Source organism: Candidatus Bathyarchaeota archaeon, from assembly GCA_026014745.1.
Lineage (GTDB): Archaea > Thermoproteota > Bathyarchaeia > Bathyarchaeales > Bathycorpusculaceae > Bathycorpusculum.
In genome coordinates this window covers 106,303-129,768 of record JAOZHS010000002.1, presented here as the reverse complement: position 1 = coordinate 129,768, position 23,466 = coordinate 106,303, and the positions used below count along the sequence as shown (strand labels likewise).

The 23,466-nt window shown below is 47.4% G+C and carries 20 protein-coding genes; 10 read left to right on the top strand and 10 right to left on the bottom strand.

Annotated elements, in window-relative coordinates; all coding sequences use genetic code 11:
• Position 1: 1 nt before the first annotated feature.
• From NWE92_07355 to NWE92_07345, 3 genes are read left to right on the top strand one after another with little or no spacing between them, the layout of a single operon-like run.
• Entirely contained in the window at positions 2-3,838 is a 3,837-nt protein-coding gene (locus NWE92_07355; protein ID MCW4029447.1) for a DNA-directed RNA polymerase subunit A', read from the top strand.
• Entirely contained in the window at positions 3,835-4,152 is a 318-nt protein-coding gene (locus tag NWE92_07350) for a 50S ribosomal protein L30e (protein ID MCW4029446.1), read from the top strand. The genes NWE92_07355 and NWE92_07350 overlap by 4 nt, the downstream gene beginning before the upstream one ends.
• A gap of 46 nt (positions 4,153-4,198) precedes the next feature.
• Complete coding sequence (locus NWE92_07345; GenBank protein ID MCW4029445.1) at positions 4,199-4,624, top strand: NusA-like transcription termination signal-binding factor; 426 nt, start codon at positions 4,199-4,201, stop codon at positions 4,622-4,624.
• 183 nt (positions 4,625-4,807) lie between these two features.
• Here NWE92_07345 and NWE92_07340 read toward each other — a convergent pair whose 3' ends face one another.
• The 4 genes from NWE92_07340 to NWE92_07325 all read right to left on the bottom strand — a co-directional run bounded on the left by NWE92_07340 (position 4,808) and on the right by NWE92_07325 (position 9,032).
• Positions 4,808-5,020, bottom strand: coding sequence for a C2H2-type zinc finger protein (locus NWE92_07340; GenBank protein MCW4029444.1), 213 nt, complete (start codon positions 5,018-5,020; stop codon positions 4,808-4,810).
• A gap of 86 nt (positions 5,021-5,106) precedes the next feature.
• On the bottom strand, positions 5,107-6,321 hold the full coding sequence (locus NWE92_07335) for a glycosyltransferase (protein MCW4029443.1): 1,215 nt from the start codon (positions 6,319-6,321) through the stop codon (positions 5,107-5,109).
• A gap of 191 nt (positions 6,322-6,512) precedes the next feature.
• The gene (locus tag NWE92_07330; protein ID MCW4029442.1) at positions 6,513-7,376 is read right to left on the bottom strand and encodes a glycosyltransferase family 2 protein; all 864 of its coding nucleotides are present in this window, start codon (positions 7,374-7,376) and stop codon (positions 6,513-6,515) included.
• A gap of 141 nt (positions 7,377-7,517) precedes the next feature.
• Positions 7,518-9,032 carry a LamG domain-containing protein gene (locus NWE92_07325; protein MCW4029441.1) on the bottom strand — a complete coding sequence of 505 codons (1,515 nt, stop codon included), beginning with the start codon at positions 9,030-9,032 and terminating at the stop codon, positions 7,518-7,520.
• A 225-nt stretch (positions 9,033-9,257) separates the two neighbouring features.
• Between NWE92_07325 and NWE92_07320 the strand changes: the two genes are divergently transcribed.
• From NWE92_07320 to NWE92_07310, 3 genes are read left to right on the top strand one after another with little or no spacing between them, the layout of a single operon-like run.
• Positions 9,258-11,177, top strand: a complete 1,920-nt coding sequence (locus NWE92_07320; protein ID MCW4029440.1) for a hypothetical protein — start codon at positions 9,258-9,260, stop codon at positions 11,175-11,177.
• Complete coding sequence (locus NWE92_07315; protein ID MCW4029439.1) at positions 11,174-12,001, top strand: hypothetical protein; 828 nt, start codon at positions 11,174-11,176, stop codon at positions 11,999-12,001. The genes NWE92_07320 and NWE92_07315 overlap by 4 nt, the downstream gene beginning before the upstream one ends.
• Positions 11,998-12,627 (top strand): hypothetical protein, encoded by a 630-nt coding sequence (locus NWE92_07310; GenBank protein MCW4029438.1) that lies wholly within the window; start codon positions 11,998-12,000, stop codon positions 12,625-12,627. The genes NWE92_07315 and NWE92_07310 overlap by 4 nt, the downstream gene beginning before the upstream one ends.
• 335 nt (positions 12,628-12,962) lie before the next feature.
• Here the strand turns inward: NWE92_07310 and NWE92_07305 are convergent, their stop codons facing one another.
• From NWE92_07305 to NWE92_07295, 3 genes are read right to left on the bottom strand one after another with little or no spacing between them, the layout of a single operon-like run.
• Positions 12,963-14,009 carry a hypothetical protein gene (locus tag NWE92_07305; protein MCW4029437.1) on the bottom strand — a complete coding sequence of 349 codons (1,047 nt, stop codon included), beginning with the start codon at positions 14,007-14,009 and terminating at the stop codon, positions 12,963-12,965.
• Positions 14,006-15,826 carry a right-handed parallel beta-helix repeat-containing protein gene (locus tag NWE92_07300; GenBank protein ID MCW4029436.1) on the bottom strand — a complete coding sequence of 607 codons (1,821 nt, stop codon included), beginning with the start codon at positions 15,824-15,826 and terminating at the stop codon, positions 14,006-14,008. The genes NWE92_07305 and NWE92_07300 overlap by 4 nt, the downstream gene beginning before the upstream one ends.
• A gap of 16 nt (positions 15,827-15,842) precedes the next feature.
• Positions 15,843-16,229: a hypothetical protein gene (locus NWE92_07295; protein MCW4029435.1), complete on the bottom strand. Its 387-nt coding sequence runs from the start codon at positions 16,227-16,229 to the stop codon at positions 15,843-15,845.
• 190 nt (positions 16,230-16,419) lie between these two features.
• Between NWE92_07295 and NWE92_07290 the strand changes: the two genes are divergently transcribed.
• Positions 16,420-17,715: a winged helix-turn-helix domain-containing protein gene (locus NWE92_07290; GenBank protein MCW4029434.1), complete on the top strand. Its 1,296-nt coding sequence runs from the start codon at positions 16,420-16,422 to the stop codon at positions 17,713-17,715.
• Here NWE92_07290 and NWE92_07285 read toward each other — a convergent pair.
• Positions 17,682-18,239, bottom strand: coding sequence for a methyltransferase domain-containing protein (locus tag NWE92_07285; GenBank protein MCW4029433.1), 558 nt, complete (start codon positions 18,237-18,239; stop codon positions 17,682-17,684). The two genes, NWE92_07290 and NWE92_07285, sit on opposite strands and share 34 nt — an antisense overlap.
• Positions 18,240-18,290: 51 nt before the next feature.
• Between NWE92_07285 and nucS the strand changes: the two genes are divergently transcribed.
• Positions 18,291-19,088: an endonuclease NucS gene (gene nucS / locus NWE92_07280; GenBank protein ID MCW4029432.1), complete on the top strand. Its 798-nt coding sequence runs from the start codon at positions 18,291-18,293 to the stop codon at positions 19,086-19,088.
• Between the two features lie 504 nt (positions 19,089-19,592).
• On the opposite strand, the gene NWE92_07275 is transcribed toward nucS, so the two are convergent.
• Together NWE92_07275 and NWE92_07270 are read right to left on the bottom strand one after the other, a co-directional pair.
• Positions 19,593-20,159 (bottom strand): arginine decarboxylase, pyruvoyl-dependent, encoded by a 567-nt coding sequence (locus tag NWE92_07275; protein ID MCW4029431.1) that lies wholly within the window; start codon positions 20,157-20,159, stop codon positions 19,593-19,595.
• A gap of 127 nt (positions 20,160-20,286) precedes the next feature.
• Entirely contained in the window at positions 20,287-21,765 is a 1,479-nt protein-coding gene (locus NWE92_07270) for a terpene cyclase/mutase family protein (GenBank protein ID MCW4029430.1), read from the bottom strand.
• A gap of 138 nt (positions 21,766-21,903) precedes the next feature.
• Between NWE92_07270 and NWE92_07265 the strand changes: the two genes are divergently transcribed.
• The gene (locus tag NWE92_07265; GenBank protein MCW4029429.1) at positions 21,904-23,082 is read left to right on the top strand and encodes an ORC1-type DNA replication protein; all 1,179 of its coding nucleotides are present in this window, start codon (positions 21,904-21,906) and stop codon (positions 23,080-23,082) included.
• Between the two features lie 2 nt (positions 23,083-23,084).
• The gene (locus NWE92_07260; GenBank protein MCW4029428.1) at positions 23,085-23,348 is read left to right on the top strand and encodes a metalloregulator ArsR/SmtB family transcription factor; all 264 of its coding nucleotides are present in this window, start codon (positions 23,085-23,087) and stop codon (positions 23,346-23,348) included.
• Positions 23,349-23,466 lie beyond the last annotated feature (118 nt).

The following is a 23,466-nucleotide window of genomic DNA, read 5'->3' as shown; positions in this document are numbered from 1 at the left end:
GATGGCACAACAGGAAGAATTAATCCACAAAGTAGTAGATGAAATTTCATTCGGACTTATCTCACCCAAAGACCTCAGAAAACAATCTGTCGTAGAAATCCAAACCCCAGACACCTACGACGAAGACGGCGCACCCATAACCGCCGGACTCATGGACGGCAGACTGGGCACCCTTGAACCCCGCCAACGCTGCAAAACCTGCGGCAACACCGCCATCCGCTGCCCAGGACACTTCGGGCACATCGAATTAGCTGTCCCAATTGTCCACATTGAATTCACAAAAATCATCTTCGACCTCCTCAAATCCACCTGCCGCACCTGCGGACGCATACTTCTAAGCGAAGACGCATCCAAGAAAGCACGCCAAAGAATCGAACGCTTCAACGAACTCCTCGGCGCCATACCCGACGAAGTCTACAAAGAAATCATGGCAGACATCAAAGCCAAACAATGTCCCTACTGCGCGGCGCCTCAATTCAAAATCACCTTCGAGAAACCAACCAAATTCATAGAACAAACCGAGGCAGGCTCCGAGCCCCTAACACCTAGCATGATACGTGAACGTCTCGAACGTGTCTCTGATGAGGATCTTGAGATTTTGGGTTTCAACCCCAAAGTTGCACGCCCCGAATGGATGGTTCTCCAAGTTCTCCCTGTCCCACCAGTGTATGTGCGTCCCTCAATCACTCTGGAATCAGGTATCCGCAGTGAAGACGACTTAACCCACAAACTGGTCGACATTATCCGCATTAACCAGCGTCTAAAAGAAAACATGGAAGCAGGTGCACCTACCCTGATCATCCAAGACCTCTCCGAACTTTTGCAGTACCATGTTACTACTTACTTTAACAACGAGGCATCAGGCATTCCACCTGCAAGGCACCGCAGTGGCAGAGCTCTAAAAACCCTCAGCCAACGACTCAAAGGTAAAGAAGGTCGTTTCCGAAGCAACCTCTCAGGCAAACGTGTAGACTTCTCTGCGCGTACCGTCATTTCACCTGATCCTAACCTTGACATTAACGAGGTTGGTGTACCCCAAGATGTAGCCATGCGCCTATCCGTACCAGAAAAGGTAACGGCATGGAACATTGAAGAAATGAAGAAACTTGTCGTTAACGGCCCCGAAAACTATCCGGGTGCACTCTACATTATTCGCCCCGACGGCAAACGTATCCGCCTTGAATTCGTCGTGGACCGCACAAAAATCGCGGAAGCCGTTGAATTAGGCTTCGTCGTAGAACGTCATCTCAAGAACGGCGACATCGCCATCTTTAACCGACAGCCCTCACTCCACCGCATGTCCATCATGGCCCACTACGTACGCGTCTTACCCTACAAGACCTTCCGTATGCACCTCTGTGTCTGCCCACCCTACAACGCAGACTTTGACGGCGACGAAATGAACCTCCACGTTCCACAGAGCGAAGAAGCCCGCACAGAATCCTTGCTGCTCATGCAGGTGCAGGACCAGATTCTTTCACCCAGATTCGGCGGACCCATCATTGGCGCCATCAGAGACTTCATCACCGGTGCATACTACTTCACTCGAACAGGCAGCTACCTCACCCGAGGACAAATCGACCGCTTACTCACAACAACCAACTACCAAGGCGACCTACCTGAACCAGAAATCAAAGAACCCGTACCCATGTGGAGCGGCAAACAAATCTTCAGCCTCTTCTTACCCAAGACACTCAACTACGTCTTGAAGGCAAACATTTGCCAAGGATGCGCAAAATGTGAAGAAGAAGAATGCAAACACGACGCCTACGTCGTTGTCCGCAATGGTCAACTGGTTTCAGGTATCATTGACCGCAGAAGCATCGGCTCTGAACAATCAGAAAGCTTACTCCACCGCATCATCAAAGACTACGGCACCCAAGCAGGACGACAATTCCTCAACAACGTTACTCACCTGCTCAAACTCTACATATCCATGAGAGGCTTCAGCTACACTTACGACCAACTTGTCCTCTCACCACGCGCTCGCAACCGCATGGCAAAAACCATGGACCGCATCCAAAAGAAAATCGACGAACACATCCAAAACTACCGCAACGGAACCCTCCCACGCCTCCCAGGTCAAACCATGGAGGAATCCTTCGAAATCTACGTCATGCACGAACTCGCCGTAGCCCGAGACGAATCAGGCAAAATAGCAGACGACGACTTCACACTGGAAAACGCAGGCATCGTTATGACTCGTACTGGCGCAAGAGGCAGCAGCCTAAACATCGGTCAGATGGCAGCTTGCGTTGGGCAACAGTCAGTCCGAGGCAAACGTATCCTTAGAGGCTACGCAGCCCGAGCTTTGCCCCACTTCATACCCAACGACCCCTCACCAAGAGCCCGAGGCTTCGTCTATAACTCTTACCAGACTGGACTTGACGCAATCGAGTTCTTCTTCCACGCTATGGGTGGCAGAGAAGGTCTCGTCGACACAGCCGTGCGTACTCAACAAAGCGGTTACATGCAGCGTCGATTAATTAACGCGCTTGAACACATCCGCCTTGAATACGACAGCACCGTACGCGACTCCGCTGGTGACATTATCCAGTTCCGCTACGGAGAAGACGGCGTGGACCCCGCTAAAAGTGACCACGGTAAAGCCGTCAACGTCAGCCGACTAATCGACCAAGTTCGGCTCGGTGAAGAAAAAACCGTGGAAAACGCATCTGCTGATTACATCAAGAAACAACTAAAGAGCGTAGAGGACCAAATCACTCCTATCCTGCTAAACCAGCTTAAAACAAACTTAGCCAAGACAAAACTATCTGAGAAGGGCGTCAAAAAAGCAGTCACCATAACCGCTGAACAATACAAACGTGCCCTAATGGAGCCCGGTGAAGCAGTCGGCATTGTTGCAGCTCAATCTATCGGTGAACCTGGTACACAGATGACGCTTAGAACCTTCCACTATGCAGGTGTCAAAGAACAAAACGTCACCTTAGGTTTGCCTCGGTTAATCGAAATCGTTGACGCACGCAGAATCCCCTCAACCCCAATCATGACCATCTACTTGACCGGTGACCACGCGAAAAGCAAAGAAGGCGCCGTCGAAGTAGCCCGAAACATCATTTACACCAGCGTAGAAAACCTCGCCTCAGCCATCTATGAAGACCCCGTGCGCGAAGAAATCATAATCGAACTCAACAAGCAAATGATGGACGACCGCAACATAACCATGGACGAATTAAAAGACCGTCTCGAACTACAAAACGCAACCGTCACAGTCACCGACACGACCGTCGAAATTAAACCCAAGAAAGCTGAACAAATCAAACGTATGCTCGGCAAAATCCCTGACTTCCAAGTTAAAGGTGTCCCAGACATCAAACGTGTCCTCGTAACTGAGGAAAGCGGTGAATGGGTTATCCGTACTGATGGCTCAAACCTCAGCAAAGTCTTAGAAGTCGAAGGCGTCGATACCTCACGCACAACCACCAACAACATCCACGAAATCGCAAAAACCCTGGGCGTAGAAGCCTCCCGAAACGCATTGGTTAACGAAGCCAAAGGCGTGCTCGAAGACCAAGGCTTAGACGTCGACGTCCGCCACGTTATGCTCGTAGCAGACATGATGACCACCACAGGCGATGTCCAGCAAATCGGTCGCCACGGTATCAGCGGCAAAAAGGCCAGCGTGCTTGCTCGCGCCGCTTTCGAAATCACTGTTCCCAACATCGTGGAAGCCGCCGTTAAAGGCGAAAGTGACCCCTTGGCTGGTGTAACAGAAAACGTTATAGTTGGGCAATCTATACCAATCGGCACAGGCCTAGTTGAATTGTACATGTCAACTTTCGAAAGACAAGAAAAAGATGGAGGAAAAACTGAATGATAGACATAGATAAAGCATTAGCGTCAGCAGTGAAAACTGGCAAAGTCTCTTTCGGAGCCAATGTTGCATTGCAGAACGCCAAAACTGGCAAGGCTAAAATGATTGTTTTAGCCAACAACTGTCCACAAGACATAAAAGAAGAAATCGAATACTATGGAGAAATCTCAAAGGTTCCCGTGATAACCTACAAAGGTGGCTCAATGGATCTCGCTGAAGTCTGCAGCAAACTCTTCATTATCTCTGCTCTTAGCATCCGCGAAACTGGGGACTCAGATATTCTCAAGATAGTCGAGACAGCACCAACAGAAGAATAAAAATTTAAGATAATATAATATTGGAGGAAAAAAACTGACAACTGGCATAAAAATTACCTGCGACGAAATGCGGTACATAGCATTGTTTGAAAGCATCAGCGGCGCAAGCGTAAAAGACTGCATCATAGACGAAGAACAAGAACGGGCAATATTCATCGTCAACCAAGGCCAAGTGGGCGTCGCCATAGGAAAAGGCGGACGTAACATCCACACCCTCGAACGCATGACCGGCAAAAAACACGAAATCATCGAATACAGCGAAGATCCCGTTACCTTCATGAAAAACGCTCTCAAACCCGCCACAGTCCGCGAAATCCGCGTCACCGAACGTACTGACGGCAAAAAGATGGCTGTCATAACCGTTAACCCCAAAGACAAGGGCGTCGCAATAGGTAAAAACGGCAAAAACGCCGAACGTTTGCGCTTTTTAGCAAAGCGTTACTTTGACATTCAGAACGTGAGCATTACCTAAGTTATAGCCGCATTGTCGGCTGACTAGGCGATGAGCCGTCGCTGATTCGATACGTAATGTTACCTATAGTCCTGTAACGGGTTGCCCGTTTAGCCTCCAGCTTCCCTCTACTTCTCTTAGTCAATTTTTCTTGACTTCTTTTGTCAGTAAACTTGCGAATAATCTTTATGTAGACAATTCTCTTCAACGCATCCGAGTGTGATGCGCCATCTCCATATGCAAACTGAGTTCTTCTCGGGTGCTAAAGGTTTCGCCGCAGGTTAGACATGTAAACTTTTCTGGGTTAGGACGGTTTAATGGTTTAGGTGAAGGCGGATTTTCAGGCGACGAGGGGGAAACAGCAACTCTTTTAGGGTCACGAGGTTTTTTTGGAGCGGGCGAATCGGGTTTAGTCATCAATTACACCACTTTTCACAGAAAACTTGGTTTTCATAAGGCTTTGTGGCTACGTAAAGACAACAACACAAAACCGTGGTCTTAGCTTACAGCGTCTTACCACTAAATGGCTGTTTGACGCTTAGCAGGCTGTTAAACAGCAGTAAGTAATCGCGGATATGGCTAATAATCAAAAAGTGTTCCCGCACCCTCTCTTTCCCGCTGGCACCCATCTGCTTAGCCCTCTCCCTATTCTTCAACAGGTACAAGGTTCGCTCAGCAGCCTGCTCCACACTACCGACAAGAAAGCCATTCTCGCCGTCCACGATTTGAAGTGGAACTCCGCCAACCCTTCTTCCCACCACCGGAACACCCTTCCAGAGGGCTTCAGCCACTGTTAAGCCGAAACCTTCACGCGTGGACATCTGAAGCGCCACTTGCGAGGCGCGTTGAAAAGCGTTAACCTCGACATCTTTGATGCCTTTTGAATCCGTCAAAATAAGGTGAATGTCTGGGTCACCGGCGGCATGGCGTTGGGCTTCTTTGAAGTATCGCATACCTTCGGGGTCATCCGTTGCCATCCCCCCAATGAGCAAAAGCTGAACCGTTTCAAACTGCTCTTTGACGCGCCTGTAAACATCAATTGCGCCGCAAGGGTCCTTCCAAGGGTCGAATCGTCCTACCTGCGTGAGGATTGGCTGGTCAGGTTTCACCCCGAACCGCTCTAACACCTCTAGTTTCTCTGATTCGGTTAGTTCTCTGTTTTTTTCGTTAAGGGGGTTAATGGATGGCGGTCTTATAGAAAGCGTAGGAACAACCAAGCTGGGCATGACGTATTCTTTGGATGTAAAAACCGTGGCGTCATAGCGTGCGACGTAGGGTTCTAGAAAGTTCCAGACAGATAGATTGGGCGTGGAGAGGTCAACATGGCACCGCCAAATCCAACAGTTGTCTCTGTTAGGGCAGAATGCAATAAGCGCAACTGGTTGAGCATCATGCACCATGACGATGTCGCTGCCCAATTCCGTTGTCTCGCTGTTCATCCTGTTGACCTCCAGATATGCCCTTTTTTCTTCTTTGCTGAGGTCAAGGTTGGCTCCTTGTAAGGCGTTGTGAATTTTCTTTGTTATATTAAAAAAATCGGGGTCGGCTTCTATGACTTCCCACTTCACATCCAAGCCTGCCTCCCGCATAAGCGGAATCATATTCTGCAAAATCTCTGCTACTCCCCCGCCAAATGAGGTTGAGTTCACGTGCGTGACTGATTTGCCCTTTAGCTTTTCGCCTAACGCGTGTACGCTTTGAATTTGGTCTTCCGGCACAATGCCTTCAAAATCCTCAAGTCTGATTCTTGTTTTCAAATCAACCTCTAACAAACGTAACCCTCAGGACAGGTGAATCCCCAAAAAGTTAGACAGAATATAATATTCCGTTTCGTCCTCAATAAGGTGTTGTTCCCAAAAACAATTAGCCAACAAAAATGGCCTTTGGCGTGATGGATTCAATCACTTTGCTAGACTGGGTTAGCGAATTTTTTGCCCTGCAAGAAACCTATTAACTGGATAACTAGTAAAGTTGGATAATAGATAGTCAGTGATGGATTTTTGGTGCGTTTAACAATTTTGATAGAGGTTAGGGGAGATTTAACCAATCGGAAGAATGTTGAACCAATTGGCGGTTCAATATTGAATGGCTGCAAAATCTCAGACATGGTGGTTGCATACCATTTTTGATGTCGTAGCTCATTGAGGTAACTGTTAGGTCGCAAATGCACCGAAATCACGTTATAGTTGACTTTCCATGAATAGGCGGTTCTTAGAATTTTTTGGCTTAAGCGGCTGTCCTGTCCTCCCCCACTTCGAAGAAAATCAAAGCCCCCCATGTTTGTCAAAAAAGCCGTTCGATAGATTGTATTATCGATTGTTCGGGGGAAATGTCGTGTATCAATTAGTCCCTTAGAGTAATTTGAGCATAAATCATTGTAAATATATATTTCTAAGTCTCTTGCTGCTCGTGGTGCTGAGAGAAATCGAAGACCAGACGCTACCACCGTGTTTTCTTTAAATATCAACGGATAGACGCCTTCAAACCAATTTGGCGCGAGTAGTAGGTCTTGTTCAAAAGAGCAGAAAACATCTGTTTTAACCTTTTTAAGAGCAAGGTTGGCTGCGTGCCCTATTCCATGCCCCTCATTTGGAATCACGTTCCAGCCGAACTTTTTTCCAATAGCGGGTGTGTTGTCAGTGCTGTGGTCGTCAATCATGATTTTTTGATGAATCATTTCGCGTGGAATTACCGAGTTAATCCGTTCTAAAACAAAGGGCAGCGTTCTTTCTCCATTTTTAGCCCACATGCAAAGATCAACGGTTCGTGTCATCTCTGCCAAACCTAGCCCAGAACAACCTTCCACTTTGTTTGTTTCGATTATCTTTATTTAAAATTTGTGAATTGCCACGTAGTTAACGGTTGATTTCTTCGTTTTCCCTGACAAAACTCCTCCACAGGTGCGCTTTACGTTTCAGTGGGTATTCTTTTTGCTCATTCTGAAAACCGCTAACAGAACAGTTATAGCTGCTGCAGTGCAAGCGATGACCACCAGCAACACGTAGTTCTCGATTTCGCTGAAGTCAAAAGCTTTAGGTTCTGCTGATGTTAAATCTAAACTTATAGTGACCACGTGGCTGCTATGGTGGTATGCAAAGAAAAGAAGCCACCCATTATCTTGCTGGTTAACGGTATAGTTAATTGGGCTATTGTCCAATTGCACGGTTAATTCGTTGCCGGGGGTTAGTAGAGCGTTTGGAATGAAAACATAGGTGTAGCCGCTAGTTCCGCCGTCTCCTGTAACATTGAACTTTAGTTGTTTGCTTTCTGGGTTAAAGGATAGAGCGGTTATGGTTGAGTTTGACGATATTGAGAAGACATTTTGGTCGGCGGATGGCTGTATGGCAATGTTGATGGTGTTGACCGCGCCTAAGTTGTTTTCGTCTCCTTTGTAGATGGCTTTTATTTGATAATTGCTTGTCACCGTTGGTAGCCAAAGTGCTGAGTAAGTGCCGTCTGCGTCGGTGTATAACAAGGTGAGGTCTTGCCATGATTCTCCATTTGTGACACTGTATGAAACATAAACAGGCGCATTAGGAATTGCTATCCCATCAGAGGTTAAGTCGCCGCTAATCTTGAAAACGTTGAAGACTTGCTGTGAAGTTTGACTTGTGCATGAAAGGGTGAGCGATGGTGTATGCAAAGATTGACCAAACTGGCTGTTGAGCGTTTGTATTTCCTGATCAGACAAAGCCTTACTATAAATCATGACGTTGCTCATTTGTCCCTTGAAGTAGTCTATTTGACTCCATAGATTTTGACTATATATCCCAAGTGAGTTTGGAAATCCGTAGCCTGAGTTAAACAGACCCAAATTTGCTACATCATCAGTTTGGGCAGCTAAACTGCCGTCAACATAAACCTTCAAAGAAGTTCCTCGAACCCATACTCCTACAATTTGGTGCCACGTATTAGGTTGCATGGGGACTGGAGAAGAAACTCCTACCCAGTGTCCATTAGATAATTTAACGCTAAAGCCAGCATGGTCTGGATTGAGGTTTAACCTTTGTGTTTCCTCACTCAAATCCCCGTTGCCCATTTCTGCGGTCCCTGAATCACCAAGAAATACTATGAACCCGACTTTGGATAAATCTGAGTTTATCCAAGAGACTACTGTTAATGAATCTATGTTTTGTAGGTCAAATGATGGAAGGCTGACAAAATCTGATTGGGCGCCATTGAAACCTAAAGAAGTGATTCCTCCATTTTTCACCCATTGACATCCAGTAATTGTTCCGTCATAATTATTGCCCGAAGAATCCGCCACTGTTCTTCCGCTGCCCTCATCAAGTTTCCACCAAGCCATCAAGCCATCAGTGCGGGGGTTCAAGACGCCCTGAGCTTCTACAATGAAGTTTTGGGTACATGCGGCTAATATAGAAATTGAAAGGATAACAATAATGAACATGGCGGAAAGAGATTTCTTCATTATTTTTTTACCTTCAAAAGTGTTATTGCTTGAGTGCATTTAAAAGACTGTTCGTAAAGGATTCTTGATTAGTTTAGTCAAAGTTTCTTGACTACTTCCATTTCTTGAAAATTTCAGAATTGAAAAGAATCATAACTCCCTATATTTGTTACAAACCTATCCGTTTTAGTTAAATAAGAGAGTTCTGCACTACTATTTTCCGCAAATAGAGGCAAATAGTTAGTTATGCTTATTCAGGAACTTATCGTTGAAAACTTTATGAGTTACGAATACGCCCGCGTCCCCTTCAAAAAAGGCGTTAACGTAATCGGCGGTCCGAATGGCGCAGGAAAATCCAGCCTACTCCTTGCCATCTCGGTGGGGCTGGGGCAAACCTACACCGAACGCAGCCGCAAACTCAGCGACCTCATACGCTGGGGACAAGACCAAGCCCGCGTCACCCTAATTTTAGACAACAGCAAACAGGGCAACCGCCGCCCCGTCGCAAAATACAGCAAAGATCAACTTTTCCTTACCCGCGTCCTACGTCGAGACGGCAAATACTGGTTTGAACTCGAAAACCGCGCCGCCAGCAAACAAGACGTAGAGCGCCTGCTGGGCAAATTCGGCGTTGACCCAGACAACATGCTTATCATCATGCATCAAAACATGGTTGAACAGTTCAGCGTCCTTAGCAACGTCGATAAGCTCCGCATGGTGGAAGCCGCCGTGGGGCTCGAACCCTTCCGCGTGAATGTGGTGGAAGCCAAAACCAAACTAACCCGCATCCTCAGCCAAGAAGAATCAGTGGGCAAACTCCTCGAACAGGCGGAACAGACCCTCAACTACTGGCGAGAACAATACGAGAAGTTCCAAGAGAAAAAGCAGCTTCAAATAAAACGTCGCTTCCTCGACCGCGAACTCGTCTGGGCAGACGTCGAACGCCGCGAGAGCACCGTTAAAAATCTCCAAGCTAACTATAACAAGAATCAACAGGCGCTGGGCAAAATCGAAGACCAACGCCAAGCCCTCATAGCCGAGTTGGATGGGCAAGCAACTAAGCAGCAGACACTTCGAGACGAGTTAAAAGCGATTTTTGATGCACGGGTTGAATATGAGCGGCAAGTTGCGCAGAGCCAATCTGCCCAAGACTTGCTCAGTCAACTGCTAACTGAAGCCCAACTACTCGAAACCCTCCCCGCAAAAAGCCAGTTTAAGCTGCTGCGAACAGAAAACCTAAAAACCCTCCTACAAACCGCGCAGCAACAAATCCAAAAAGCCACCCAACAACTGCAAGAAAACCAAACCAAACATCTAACACTCGAGCAATCCACCGACCAAAACTCTAACGCCGCAATCGACAAACGTGTCACCCTCGCGTTGCTGGAGTTTAAGCGGGCAACAGCACAAAACGACCTTAAAAACATCGAGAAGCTTCTGCGTGAAGCCCAAGAAGCCCTCAACGTCGCCACCCAAAAAGCATTGGCGCTGGGCGAACGTATCGCCGTCATCAAGAGCCCAAGTGATATTCAAGATGAAATAGGTCAAACTGAGGGTCACCTTGCAGCGTTAGCTTCTGTGTCAGAGGAGATTGAGCGACAATACGAATCCTACTCTAAACTCTATCTCGAACTCAAAGAGAAAGCGCAGTTAGTGGCTGAGAACCGCGAAAAAACGCTTGAGGAAGTCAAAACGCGGCTACAATCCTGGCGTAGCGTCATGGAAAACCTGCTTAGCCGTGTCAACATGGAGTATCAGCGTATCATGAGCCAAACCCTTGCAACAGGCGAAGTGCAGCTTTCTAACCCACAGGACATCGAAACCGCGGGGCTGGATATCTTCGTGGGTTTCAAGGGCAGCAAACCAGTTGCGTTAGATGCTTATACGCAGAGCGGCGGCGAACGAACCACCGCAACGATGGCGTTTTTGTTAGCACTACAGCAGCATGTGCGGTCGCCTTTCCGCGCCGTAGACGAATACGACATCCACATGGACCCCAAAAACCGCGAGATGATAGCCAAAGTCCTAGTAGCCCTCATAAAAGACGCCGCGGCACAGTATGTTGTTATTACGCCTAGCCAAATCACGTTTGCCCAGCAAGACGCCAACGTAATTACAGTGCAGAATTTGGAGGGCAAATCCGTCGTACGGGAGGTCACCAAATGACTCCGCCTCACGAAAGCAAAAAACTGGGCAAAGAACGCCTAGAACGCATCATCGAAATGTGCTTAGCCATCGAAACCCACCAAGTTGACCCCTTCACCCTAAACGTCGACGAAATCATCGGCATAGTCAAGCAATACTTCCCCAACTGGCAACAACCCGACGAACTCAAACTCGACGCCGAAACCCTCAGCCACCTTGCCACGGTCATCAAGATGCAGAGCGAATGGGTAAAACAACGCTCCACCTCACTCTACACCGACCCGTTTCTGCTGGAGGAAAAAATCCGCCAGACCAGCCGTGAAGGCATGGTGGATGTGTTTCTTGGCGCGTGGAGTCCGCTGGTAGAGTTCGAGCAGCTTAGTCTGCCTAACATTGCACAGGGACTGCTGTATTGGGAGGCGTTGGCTCCATTGGGGGACCGCTGGAAAGACATAGACGTTTCAGAAGTCGCCACTGGCGCAGTTAGCCGCGAAGAATTGGTGAAGCAGCGGGTGCTTAGCGACAAAGAATTCTCCGAAGAATTAGAAACCTACTGGCAAGAACTAAAAGTCACAGTCAACGAAAAAGGCGATAGCCAAAAAATTGCCTATTGGAACTTCATCGGCGCCGACACCTACGAGGAAACCGTACAACGTGCGTTTCTTACCAGCTTCTTGGTTACCTACGGTTACGCTACAATGGAGATTGACCGCCTCGAAGAAACCATATTCATCCTTCCCTACACGCAGCCTCGCACCGCCGCCTTAGACGTGCAATCTATCTCGGTTCCGATTGTTGTGTCGGTGGAGGACTGGCAAAAATGGAAGGAAGGAAAACAGCCATGAGTGCAAAAAAGAAAGGAGCCTACGCAGGCAAAGTAAAGAAAGCCACACAGATGCTCTTCTATAAACGCCACCAGAAGCCCGGTGTGAAAGGCTGGGAACTCCACAAGGCGCTTGGCGCTGATTACCCCAAGGTGCTGGATGTTTTGGAGGATTATTTAGAGCCCATGGATTTGCAGGTGAAAGTGGTGTTTGAGGAGGAAACTGCTCCCCAGAAGCCCACTATCGAAGAGCTTGACAAGGCACGATTCTTTGTGGCGCTGCGCAATGGGTCAGTGACTAAGGACAAGTTGATGGGTTGGCGTATTGATGACCTTGCAGGTTTAGCTATTACCATAAGCTTTGTTGTTAGCAAAAAGGGGCAAGCCGCACGCAAAGACGTCGAAAAGCTGCTATCCGAGAAGATGCCTAACTGGAAGGTCAGCTTAAACGTGGACCGCTACATCCGCGCAGGCTACCTTATGCAAGATGATGCGGGGCAGTTGTATCTGGATTGGCGAACAAGGGCAGAAGTGGACCAAAAAGCCCTTATTGACATGTTGCTTTCGGCTGAGAAGCAGAAGGCAGAAGCCCAAGACGCAATCTCGCAAGCTGAACCTGATGAAGAAACCGAAGAACCAGACGATTAACCCTATTTACTTTACCAATAGATCAATTTTTTTTGTTTGTGTGCGGGTTGTGGTTTTTGTGGAGAAAAAAACCGTCCAAACATAACTTTACACGCACATTGCAGCGGTTTCAACATACTTCTATGTTGAGCGTGTGGTAGGGTTCGGTTATGCCACACTCAAACAGACCCCAAAACACACTGTAACCCCAAAAAACAAACGCGATCTACTGCTAACTTGTGGCATGCCGTAAAACGCCGCACCCACACAAAGAGACAAACCAAAAATTTTAATCTACTGATAAATAAGGAGGAGCTATGTACCCACTATCTGAGGTCTCTAAACGCAACAGCCTGTTACTGACTTTTTGGTAGCCGTTTTTTGCGTGTCTTGAAATAAACCAAAACAACAGTGCCGATAACAACGGCAACAAAGGCAACCATTAACCCAAACACGTTCACAGCAAAATGTTGGATTTGTTGTTGTGCCTCTGGGCGTAATGTTCCGTTTAATCGTTGCTGTGGTGTATGGGGACGATGGGTAGGTGATTCGTAGGGTAATATTTTGTAGTATGCTGTTTGGGTGGCTTGGTTTCCGAAGGTGTCTTTGGCGTGGAGGGTTAGGCTGTGGCTGGTGATTGGTATGCTTATTTTAGTGCCGTTGGTGGCGGCTATGATGTTTGGGTCATCGTCGAAGCTGTATCCAACCGATAAGTGAATATCGTCGGATCGGTAGCGTAAACCCACATAATTCACATGTTCCGAATCTGGGTAGTAAACGGAGTTAACGAAGTAGTAGTACGTCTTGTTCGAGGGGCTTACTAACGTGAAGTTGGGCGGCGTGGTTGGGTGGTCTTGGTTCACTGTAAAGCTGAGTTTTATGCTGTTTTGGAGAAATTTGGTTTTAGTGCTCTCTTGGATACTGTGGTTTGAGCCACTGTAGAGGTCATGGGTGAGGTTGCCATATCGCCCAGAACCTTGGGCAGTGATGCGGATTGTGTGTTGCCCCGCCGATAACCGCCCAATATTAACCGAATATGTTTCAACGCTTTGATATTCTGAAACCTTGTTGACCGCGGTTTCTGTTTGTCCATCAACTGAAAACCCGACATAGGTAATTTCGCCAAAAGAGGTGGCGTAATGGCTGGGGTAGGAACTCCTGTCTGGACTATACCAATATGTCAGCGGCGGCGTAACCGTGAAATCCAGCCAAACATCGCTATCAACCCAATAGCTGAGTTTTTCATATGGCGATTGCACGTTAAATGAAGGTGGAGTGGGCGGATTGGACCATGAATTGGCAGGCATGAAAGGGTCAGCTAACGTAACCCCCACAAATTCTCCCACAACAAGAGAAAACAACAATAAAGCTGTTGAAAGGATTAATGCTGTTTTTCTCTTCATTTGACTTTCCTTCTATGTCTGAAATAAACTAGAAAAACCACAACTAACCCTGCGGCACCCAAAATAGATAGTACAATAGTTCCAGTTACTGGCGTAGTCGGAGAAGGCTCGATAGGTTCATGTTGCTCTTCGATTGGTTTGACTGGGCTGATGTACATTTCTGGGGGGGCATCGGTTGAAGGCATTTCTATGGTGTTAAATTTGATTGGTCGTAACAGAGGATAATTGTCTTTGTTGTTATCGTCAATGACGTATGGTTCATTGCTAAAGGATTGGTTTTCTACCGCTTGGGCGTAAGGATAGAGGAGATGGTAATTGCTCCAATAGTTACCCACTGTCCCATTATCCCATGAGTTGTATGCCCCCGCTACATGCTGGGGCGGCGGATGGTCCTCCTCGGAAATTGTGCTTAAATCGAAAACCCAATAGCCCTTGATTGATGCCTGAAGTTCACTGCCATTATTCAGTATGAAGTTGTTATAGTAAATCAGGTTGTTTTCAGTTTCACCTTGAAATCTGCTGCCCCAGTCATCGTTCTCGATTATGCTGTTTTGTGTGATTATGTTTCCTTGACCGTTGTTTGTCATAAGTCCGATTTGGTTTTTGGAAATGTAGTTATCAGTTATTAGGTTGTTCGACCTAAAAATTATCCCCGACGCGCTGTTTCGGGTAATGTTGTTTCTTGTCACTTGGCAGGCTGACCCAACTGTTATGCCGCCGCCGTTGTCAACAACAAAATTATGAGTTATTTTGGAGTAATCTGAGCCCCCCAGTATACCTGAGTGTTTGTTGTTGATAATCAAATTATCAGATATCACTTCGTTTTTTGCTTCTGCCCGGTGATAAATGCCGTTTTCGTTGTTGGCAATGAGGTTATGTGCTATTGTAGTGTTCTCAGAGTGATAGATTTCGATTCCATCAAAGGTGGCGTTTGTTATATGATTGTATATTATGCTGTTGTTGTGGGAACGCCATAATTCAAGTCCTTTGTAGTTTTGGGCGAGCTTGTTCCCTATAAGTACTGAATTGTTAGTATTGTATAACGATATGCCGCATCTGCTGTTGCTAAAACTTAAGTTTTGAACCCTGATTTCGCTACAGTTTTTGAGAACCACCATCCCAGCGTCATCGGGCACGATCTGGTTGTGCTGATTAATCCAATAGTAAACAGGCTTACTGTTGATTTTATTCGACGAATCTACGTCATTGATGTACTCTGCTGATTCCACGAAATTGTATTTGTTCTCTTCTATACGGTTTAGTCTAAAGACATTATTGGAGCCCGACAAGTCTACTCCGTAGGTGCTATTCGCTATGTAGTTTCCTAAAACACTGCAGTTGCTAGCAAAATATAATGAAATCCCATAATCGTTTCCAGTGATATTGCAACTTTCGACACTGCAAGAGATGGTGAAATTAGGATTTTGTCCTGACCGCCAATAAGGTGCATAATGGCTAAACCTTATTCCATGAGTAAAGTTTACAATGTTGAGGTTTTGTATCGTCACATTGCTTTTGTCCTGTAACCAGACCCCAATCGAGCCACCATTTCCTCTGATGGTGTGACCATTGCCCTCTAGCGTTATCCCGTCGCGTTCTATCACAACGGTATCAAAAATATCGCATGTTAAAGTGTAAACGACTCCTTGGCGCTCAACGCCTGGAATGTCGCAGGCGCCATCCTTTTGGATTCTGAAACCCGCAGGTGCTTCTTCGGGCGCAATATATGGGTCTGCATCGTTAATTTCGACGAATTGCAAACTCACAGAGGAGACTAGCACTGCTACGATGATTAGTGCCAAGATTTTTTTCTTCATTGTCTTATGCACTTTTTTATTTTTTGGGTTTGCGAAAATACAAAAATAACCCAATAGTTGCCACCGACACCGAAGCAATGATCGCTATGAATTGCCCCATAGGAAATGAACTATTCGGGGTTGCGGTGGATGTAGGCGTTTCGGTTGGGGACGGCGTGGTTTGGGGGATGTCAGCGTTTACGGGTGCTGAAGGCTGAGGCGTGGGTTCAGTCTTTTCCGTTGCGACTTGAACGGTAGTAAAGTCATCTGGGGAAACGGCGGCTTTGAAGGGGTGTGCAGCGGCACATAAAGCAGTAACAAACAGAACCATACAGGCTAAAGCCGTCACTTCCGTTATCCACTTGTTCATGCCGCATCCGTCAAGTCTCCTACCTTCTAAAAATGCTAAAAGCTTTTTCGTCAATAATCCTTGACTAAGCGACGTTCATGTTTAGTCAAACTTTCTTGACTAACCACCAAGAAACCCCATTTATATACTAAAACCAAATTTTAACGCTCTGAAACTTTGAATAATACGCCAAAACGCGTCTGAAGAACGGATATTTGGTAAGTTTTATACACTGTCTTAAACAATACCTCTTAGGTTCATTCGCATGGCCAGCACTGAAGAAGAAATCTACTCAATAATGTTTACGTCCCTTAAGCATCCTGTTCGCCGCAAAATTCTCCGTATGCTCGCCGACAAACCCATGACTTTTATGGAGATGGTGGAGCAACTTGAAGTTTCAAGTTCTCATTTGACTTATCACCTTGAAAGCTTAGGCGAACTTATTTTTAAAATGGAAAACGGCAAATACAAACTCTCCACCTTCGGGTTAGCAACTGTGAGCGCCATGAAGGGTGTTGAGGAAGCCCCCAAAGCCGAACCGGCCAATGCGTTAAAGTTGCCGTTTAAATGGAAAACTCTCTTCACTGGTTTAGCCATCGCAGTTATCCTTTTAGCCTCAGTTTCTGGAGTGCTATTTTACTCAATAAATGACCTCTCAGCAAAATATTCAACGATAGCAGCCGAAAATGAGCAACTGCTCTCGTGGGGCATGGATACAAACCGCGCTGCCGAAGTCATCCGTGACATAACCCAAATCGACACCAACAAATACGAAATCACTATGCTTAGCAACAATTTAGAGTACCGTAATGACTTTAGAGCTACAGAAGAAAATCTCAAGTATGCACTCTCAAACGACTTCAGCAACCTTGACGTGGATCTGCGTTTCCGAGCTAACCATCTTTCACGCTACGAATTAACCATGATTGAAAGCTCACCCATATTCTCTAATCCCCAACCCAACGATGTCTTGCAAAACGCAAAATACATCCTTAACCGCTACAAAACCATCTCCGGAGACACCTATCTGCAAGAAATGAGTGACCTACTAGCTACCGTTAACCGAACCCAAAATCTAGAAGTCACTACGGGAAACATAAAACTTCAAATCACCGTAACTGGACCATCCGTCGAGTTCCTCTGGCTCTACACCGAGAATGGAGTGGACTTCAACGCAAAAAGCCTCCGCATGACCTTCCAGAACAACATCTTAACCGAATTAACCGACGGCTACTTCCTCTTCACGGTAGCCAACACCAACGTCAACATCAACCAAGAAGAAGCTGTAACCATCGCAAAAACCTATGCAAAAACCCTTAGCTGGGACTTTAACGGCGAAAAAGTCACAGGTTTTGGCATTCAAGACCAACCTGTTTCGGTTCAGTTTGTGCCTCATCCTCGGGGCAGTAACAGCGTCGCGTTGGTTCCCTACTGGTACATTATCCTTCGCCTCGACAAAGTATACGCTGGCGGCATAAACGAAGTCACAATCGGACTCTTCGCTGATACTGGTGACGTGGTGGATGTTCAAATGTTAAGCGGAGCCGAAGTGGCAACATAACAGTTAATGGAATCTTCATCCACGAAACTTGCCCATTCCAATCCGCTGTCCTCTAAAATATCCATAAATCGCTCGAGCGGTAGCGCCTTCTTAAGCCCCGTCGCCACCACTTGACCGCCGCATCCAACCACTCGCTTCAACTCTTTGAGGGTCTCTTGGGGTTTAGGCATATTCTGCAGCACGGTAAACGCAAACGCCGCCCCAAATACGCCGTCTCGAAATGGCAAGTGGTCTGCGTCAGCCTGCAATAAAGCCACGTTTTCATACTTTGCCGCTTGTTGTTTTGCTTTCAGAAGTAGTCCGTGAGAGACATCTACCCCCACCACGAGTCTGGCTTCTGAGGCAATTTGGTCAAAAAACATGCCTGAACCGCAACCCACATCCAAAACCGCCTTGTCAGCGACCGTGACGGTTTCGAGGGCTTTTTTGTATTTTCGGTTTTGTTCTTCACTGTAGCGTTCATCATACATGTCTGCGGTTACGTCATAGCGGTGCATGATTGAGCGTTTGCTTTTCCAATCCATAGCGGCGGTTCCTTCAAGAATTCTTATGTACCTTTGCCTTACCTAAATAGGTTGGCTGAACATTTAATGGCGCAACCCAACAAACTCGCAGTCTTAACCCACCCCAACCTAGCGGAAGCCGCAGTTCTTATCGAGAAAGCCTTCGCACAAAGAAGAACCCTTGTAATAGCAGGCGACTGTCATGTGCACTATTCGGGCAGAGCAAGCTCCACCCTACAACCCGGCGAACGTCTCCTCATCATCAAATCCGACGGTTCACTGCTTGTGCATCGTCCTGTGGGTTATGAGCCTGTTAACTGGCAACCTGCGGGGGGCGCTTTTCATGTTCAAATTAAAGAGGAAGGCTTAGAAATCCATGGCGTACGCCAAAAACCCCGCGAAACCGTACGCGTAACCTTCTCCGAGATTTTCTTGGTCTCCGCGATGGCTCTCAATGACGCAGGAGAATTCCTCTTGCACGCAACAGAAGATGACATGCACCGCGCAATTCTCCTAAAACCTGAACTCTTTGAAGAAGGCTTCAAACCCATTAGCTGGGAAAAACATGTCGAACCTGGCTTTGTAGACATCTATGGCGAAGACAAAAACGGTCGCCTCGTCATAATCGAAGTCAAACGCCGAACCGCCAGCAAAGAAGCCGTCCTGCAACTCGCCAAATACATCGAACCCATCAAAGCCAAAATTAACCGCGAAGTCCGAGCTGTACTGGTCGCGCCGAGTTTAGGTAAAGACGTGCAAGTGCTACTGGCGACTATGGGGCTTGAGTTTAAGGCGCTAGACCCCAAAGACTGTGCGCAGGTGCTCAAGAAAGCAGGAAACTCCAAGCTGGAACACTTCTTTGATGCATAACGACAGTGACCAGATATCTCAGATGGTACCCCTCCCTTTTTTGGCGGGGCTTTCTACTGGTTTTCAACATGCTTTTGGGCTTGTTTTCTGCCAATAGGACCTACCCCTCTTAGGTTTCTGCATAGAACCTCTAATAGGCACCAAATATGCCCGCTTAGCCCCTCCCCCTCTATCGTTTCAGCATTGATTGAATATTAGCATCCAAATAGACGCCAAACAGATTCATTGAACGCGATTCCTGAAGCATTAACTTTGGACAACAATAGAGTGGCTATTTTATGCTTCTTTTTCGCAGATAGAAGACTACCCTAACCAGCAGAACAGCAATAACACCCAGCAAAACAAGAATGCCTATTTGTTATCAAAAAATCGCTTAGTATTAGGTTACGATGAGCTTTTTACAAGGCAAAATGCCATTCTGGAGACGGATGCGGCGTTAATGCAGAGCTAAAATCTAAACAATAAAAAGCGGGCAAGTGCGAAAGAAACTTGCTTGTTTCTTTTTTATTCTTTGCCGTTGCCGTTCTCAGGAGGTACTAGTACTGCGGCTGAGATGGTTGTGGTCCAGAGACCGTTTTTGTCGCCTGCAGCAGATTGGGTAGTGTTGGCGGTTTTTATGATGAGCCCTGTGGTTTTGAAGATTTTTTTGCGTTCATCCCAGGCAGTTTCGGGGTCAAATTGTATGCCCATGGTGGTGGCAAGCATGGTGGCTGCAAGGTCTTCGGCGTAGTCGCCTGCGGCTTCGTCAGTTTGTCCAAAGCTGTGATGCTCAGAGAGGTAGCCGTATTGGTTTTTCTCACTGGGTATAGCGACGCCGATGCTGGATGCGACGAGGCGATGAGGTTCGTTGGTTGCGTTGCGGGCGATGACGACAAAGGTGATTTCGCCAGGGTGTATCATTTTGAGACCTTTTTCCCGGGTTACTAGTTCACATCCGGGTGGCACGATGCTAGATACGCTGACGAGGTTGCACATTTGGATTCCTGCATCACGGAGGGCTAACTCAAATGATTGGAGTTGCTCTTTATGTTTGCCAACTCCCTTCGTGAAAAAGAAATATTTTGGTATCATGGAGTGTCGGAAAATATGGATTGCACTATTACTTAATTAGTCTTGTGTTTAGAAAGCAAATTTGGCGTGCTGAATCCAATGAGAATCGACGCATCGAAAAATCATGGAAAAAAGGCAAGTTGGCTGGTTATTTGTGTTCTTCTTTGCCAATTTTATTCATAACCAGCGAAAGTAACTCTGGGAACCCTATAAGTAACAACACCACAAGCGCTTCAATCTCTTCGCCTATGATGAACAGCACGGTGCCCGTTACAGCAAGCGCCCAAATCGGGAAATACATAAAGCAGAATTTAGATTTTGACACAACCTTCTGATGGTAACCAATAACCAGCGCCCCAAACGTAACCATATACACCGCAAAAAGGCTAACAATCACTGCCTCCTCAAAACCAAACAACTCAGCAAAATAGGCGGTACCGATTAAGCCCAGACCTAACGCGGGTATCATCATCATAAGAAACCTACCGCTCGCATACACGCTACTTGTACGCCTAAGCGGCATAAGGATAGGCATTGATTTTAGCATGCCTGCTTTCTCGATAACCTCAACTTTTTTGCCCATCACTGCGACGTACTCGTCGAGGTGTTCCTGTAGGTAAGACTCCGCTTCGAGCAGTCCACGCAGGTACTGCACAGACGCCCAAGGACGAATGTCTAAGTTGCCGCCTATAGATATGTCCGTAACATCTTTGCCCTCATAGGCGGCGTCAAATTTTTTGAGAGACTCAACCCCATCAATTATTGGCTTTATCTCAATGCAGCCGGGCACGCACCGCGCATACGTGACAAGCATCATAACCATAAACGGCGCATTAAACCATGACAGCCGCTGATCCAGCCCTTCGCCAAAGTATTTGAGCGTATACGTTTCGTTTATGGTGCGCCATCTGCCTTCAGCCTCAAATTCCGCCAAAAACGACTTCAGAGCAGGCAGATACTCCTCTAAATCCTCGCCTAAACTGAAGAGGGTGTAAACAGCCATGCGGGTGGTGGCGTTGTTGGTTTGCGCAACTGGCAAATGCCCATTAGGCGTGAAACCCCATAGGCCATTTTTGGCTTGGGCAAGCTTTAGCCAAGTGGCTCCTTTTAGAGTAGCGCACTTTGCGTTTTCGTCCTCGGGGAACAAATCTACAATTTGGCGAAGCGCAAGAAGCGCCCAACTGGTGGCGGAGACGAGGCTGTCTTCGTATTTCCATATGCTCCAGCCGCCGTCTTCATTTTGGTTCTCTATTAGCCAGTCTTTGGCTTTTTTTATGGCATCTACGGCTTCGGGGTCGTCGGGGAAGAATGAGAGGGCAAGGATTGCGCGGGAAGTGGTGTCTACGAAGCTGTTGCCGCGGTTGATGAGGGGCCAGCCGTCGCCGTAGTCGCCGCCGAGGTTTCGGTGGCGGATTAGCCAGTTTTTGGCGCGTTGGATTCGGCTGTCTGAGGGGGGTAGTGTTTTGTATTTGAGTATTGTGAAGAGGACTTCTGCGGTGGTCCAGACTCCGCCGATGTCGTTGGGTTTTTCTGCTTGGAATCCGCCGTCGTCATCGTCGTTGGGTTTGTTTATTTGCCAGCTTAGGACTTCGGTTTGTTTGCGTTTTACCCACTCTGAATATACCACTATTCTCACGACTCAAGTCTTGCAATTCATGAAGCTTAGCCTTCAATCAGCCGAACTAGTTATAAAGCTTTATAGATTCCAACTTCTGTTTGGAAAACATAAATTATCCAAAAAACAATAGCTACCTAGGCGTCAAAAGTGTCGGCAAACAGCGTATTCAAAGACGAATCCAAACTAGACATAAACTACATCCCCCCGCAGCTGCCGCACCGTGAAACCCAACAACGGCTCCTCTTTGAATTCTTTAGCTTCATCCTACGCTGCGCCGACCGCATGGCCCAACGCGTCATCATAACCGGCGACGTCGGCACTGGCAAAACCGCGCTATCCCAGCACTTCGGCGCCCACCTGACCTCTGAAGCGAACAAACGCGGCATCAAATTCCGCTACGTCCATGTCAACTGCCGCGAATTCCGAGGCAGCCTCCAACCCATCCTGCACCGCGCGGTCTTGGCGTTTCGTCCCAACTTTCCCGCCCGAGGCTACGGCGCAGAAGAAATCCTCGCCACGCTAATGCAGGTATTAGACGAGGAAGAAACCCACCTAATCCTGTCCCTTGACGAGTTTGACAGCCTCATAGAAAAGGAAGGCTCTGATGCCGTCTACAAATTGACCCGTATCCATGAGATGCGCCAAGGCAGCCCCCAACGCCTCTCCTTCATATTCATAATGCGCGACCTAAAAGCAATCGCGCCACTCGATGAAAGCGCGCGCAGCACCCTGCAACGCAGCATCATCCAACTGGAACGCTACGGCAAACCCGAACTCATCGACATCCTCACGAAGCGTGTGGGCTTAGCGTTTGAGCGGGGCGCAGTGCCTGAGGATGTGGTGGATTTAGTGGCGGAACTAGCGTATTCAGAGACGGGCAACGCTCGGTTTGGGATTGAGTTGTTGTGGCGCGCAGGAAAATACGCCGATGCCCAAGATGCCTCCTATGTGGCGGCTGAATGCGTCCGCATGGCAGTCTCCAACATCATCCCCAGCATGCGCCGCAGCGAACTGGCTTCACTGGGCTTCCATGAGAAGCTGCTCCTGTTGGCTATTGCACGGTACTTTAAAGAAAACGACTCCGCCTACGTCTCACTCGCGGAAGCTGAACAGGCATATGGGGTAGTCTGCGAAGAATACGAAGTGGAACCCAATAGCCACACCCAACTCTGGAAATATATCCAGTACCTTGCGTCTTTGGGGGTTCTCAAGACGGAGGTGGCGACGCTTGAAACGCGGGGTAGATCCACGCGGGTGTCGTTGCCCACAGTTCCCGCAGGCGAACTGGAGAAGGAGATGGCTGCAAGCCTCCAAGCGGAGCGATAAATATGGAGCTTGAAGATGTTTTGGCGTCGAAGCCGCGGCTAAAAATCCTCAAACTCATCAACCAACTCGGCCAACTAAACGTGTCTGACATTGCGCGGCGTATAAACATGAACTACACCGCAACCGCCAACCACCTAAAACTCCTCCAAACCGAAGGACTCCTCCAAGAACGCACCTACGGACGCGTACGGCTCTATCGGCTAAATCAGGACTCACCAAAAGCAAAGGCGATTGCTGAACTGATTGAAGCATGGGAAAAACCATAACCCGTCGAAGGCACAGGTTTTTTCTGCGATTCTCTAAAAATTGTTTACACCCTCCTTGTCAAAACCAATTTTTTGTCTCTTTGTGTGGGTGTGGCGGTTTTATGGTTGCCACATGGTG

Coding starts and splice junctions, on each gene's coding strand:
- NWE92_07275 (MCW4029431.1), bottom strand. CDS start 20,159: ATGATACCAAAATATTTCTTTTTCACGAAGGGAGTTGGCAAACATAAA.
- NWE92_07305 (MCW4029437.1), bottom strand. CDS start 14,009: ATGAAGAGAAAAACAGCATTAATCCTTTCAACAGCTTTATTGTTGTTT.
- NWE92_07300 (MCW4029436.1), bottom strand. CDS start 15,826: ATGAAGAAAAAAATCTTGGCACTAATCATCGTAGCAGTGCTAGTCTCC.
- NWE92_07330 (MCW4029442.1), bottom strand. CDS start 7,376: ATGACACGAACCGTTGATCTTTGCATGTGGGCTAAAAATGGAGAAAGA.
- NWE92_07320 (MCW4029440.1), top strand. CDS start 9,258: ATGCTTATTCAGGAACTTATCGTTGAAAACTTTATGAGTTACGAATAC.
- NWE92_07290 (MCW4029434.1), top strand. CDS start 16,420: ATGGCCAGCACTGAAGAAGAAATCTACTCAATAATGTTTACGTCCCTT.
- NWE92_07285 (MCW4029433.1), bottom strand. CDS start 18,239: ATGGATTGGAAAAGCAAACGCTCAATCATGCACCGCTATGACGTAACC.
- NWE92_07310 (MCW4029438.1), top strand. CDS start 11,998: ATGAGTGCAAAAAAGAAAGGAGCCTACGCAGGCAAAGTAAAGAAAGCC.
- NWE92_07340 (MCW4029444.1), bottom strand. CDS start 5,020: ATGACTAAACCCGATTCGCCCGCTCCAAAAAAACCTCGTGACCCTAAA.
- NWE92_07350 (MCW4029446.1), top strand. CDS start 3,835: ATGATAGACATAGATAAAGCATTAGCGTCAGCAGTGAAAACTGGCAAA.
- NWE92_07260 (MCW4029428.1), top strand. CDS start 23,085: ATGGAGCTTGAAGATGTTTTGGCGTCGAAGCCGCGGCTAAAAATCCTC.
- NWE92_07325 (MCW4029441.1), bottom strand. CDS start 9,032: ATGAAGAAATCTCTTTCCGCCATGTTCATTATTGTTATCCTTTCAATT.
- NWE92_07355 (MCW4029447.1), top strand. CDS start 2: ATGGCACAACAGGAAGAATTAATCCACAAAGTAGTAGATGAAATTTCA.
- NWE92_07315 (MCW4029439.1), top strand. CDS start 11,174: ATGACTCCGCCTCACGAAAGCAAAAAACTGGGCAAAGAACGCCTAGAA.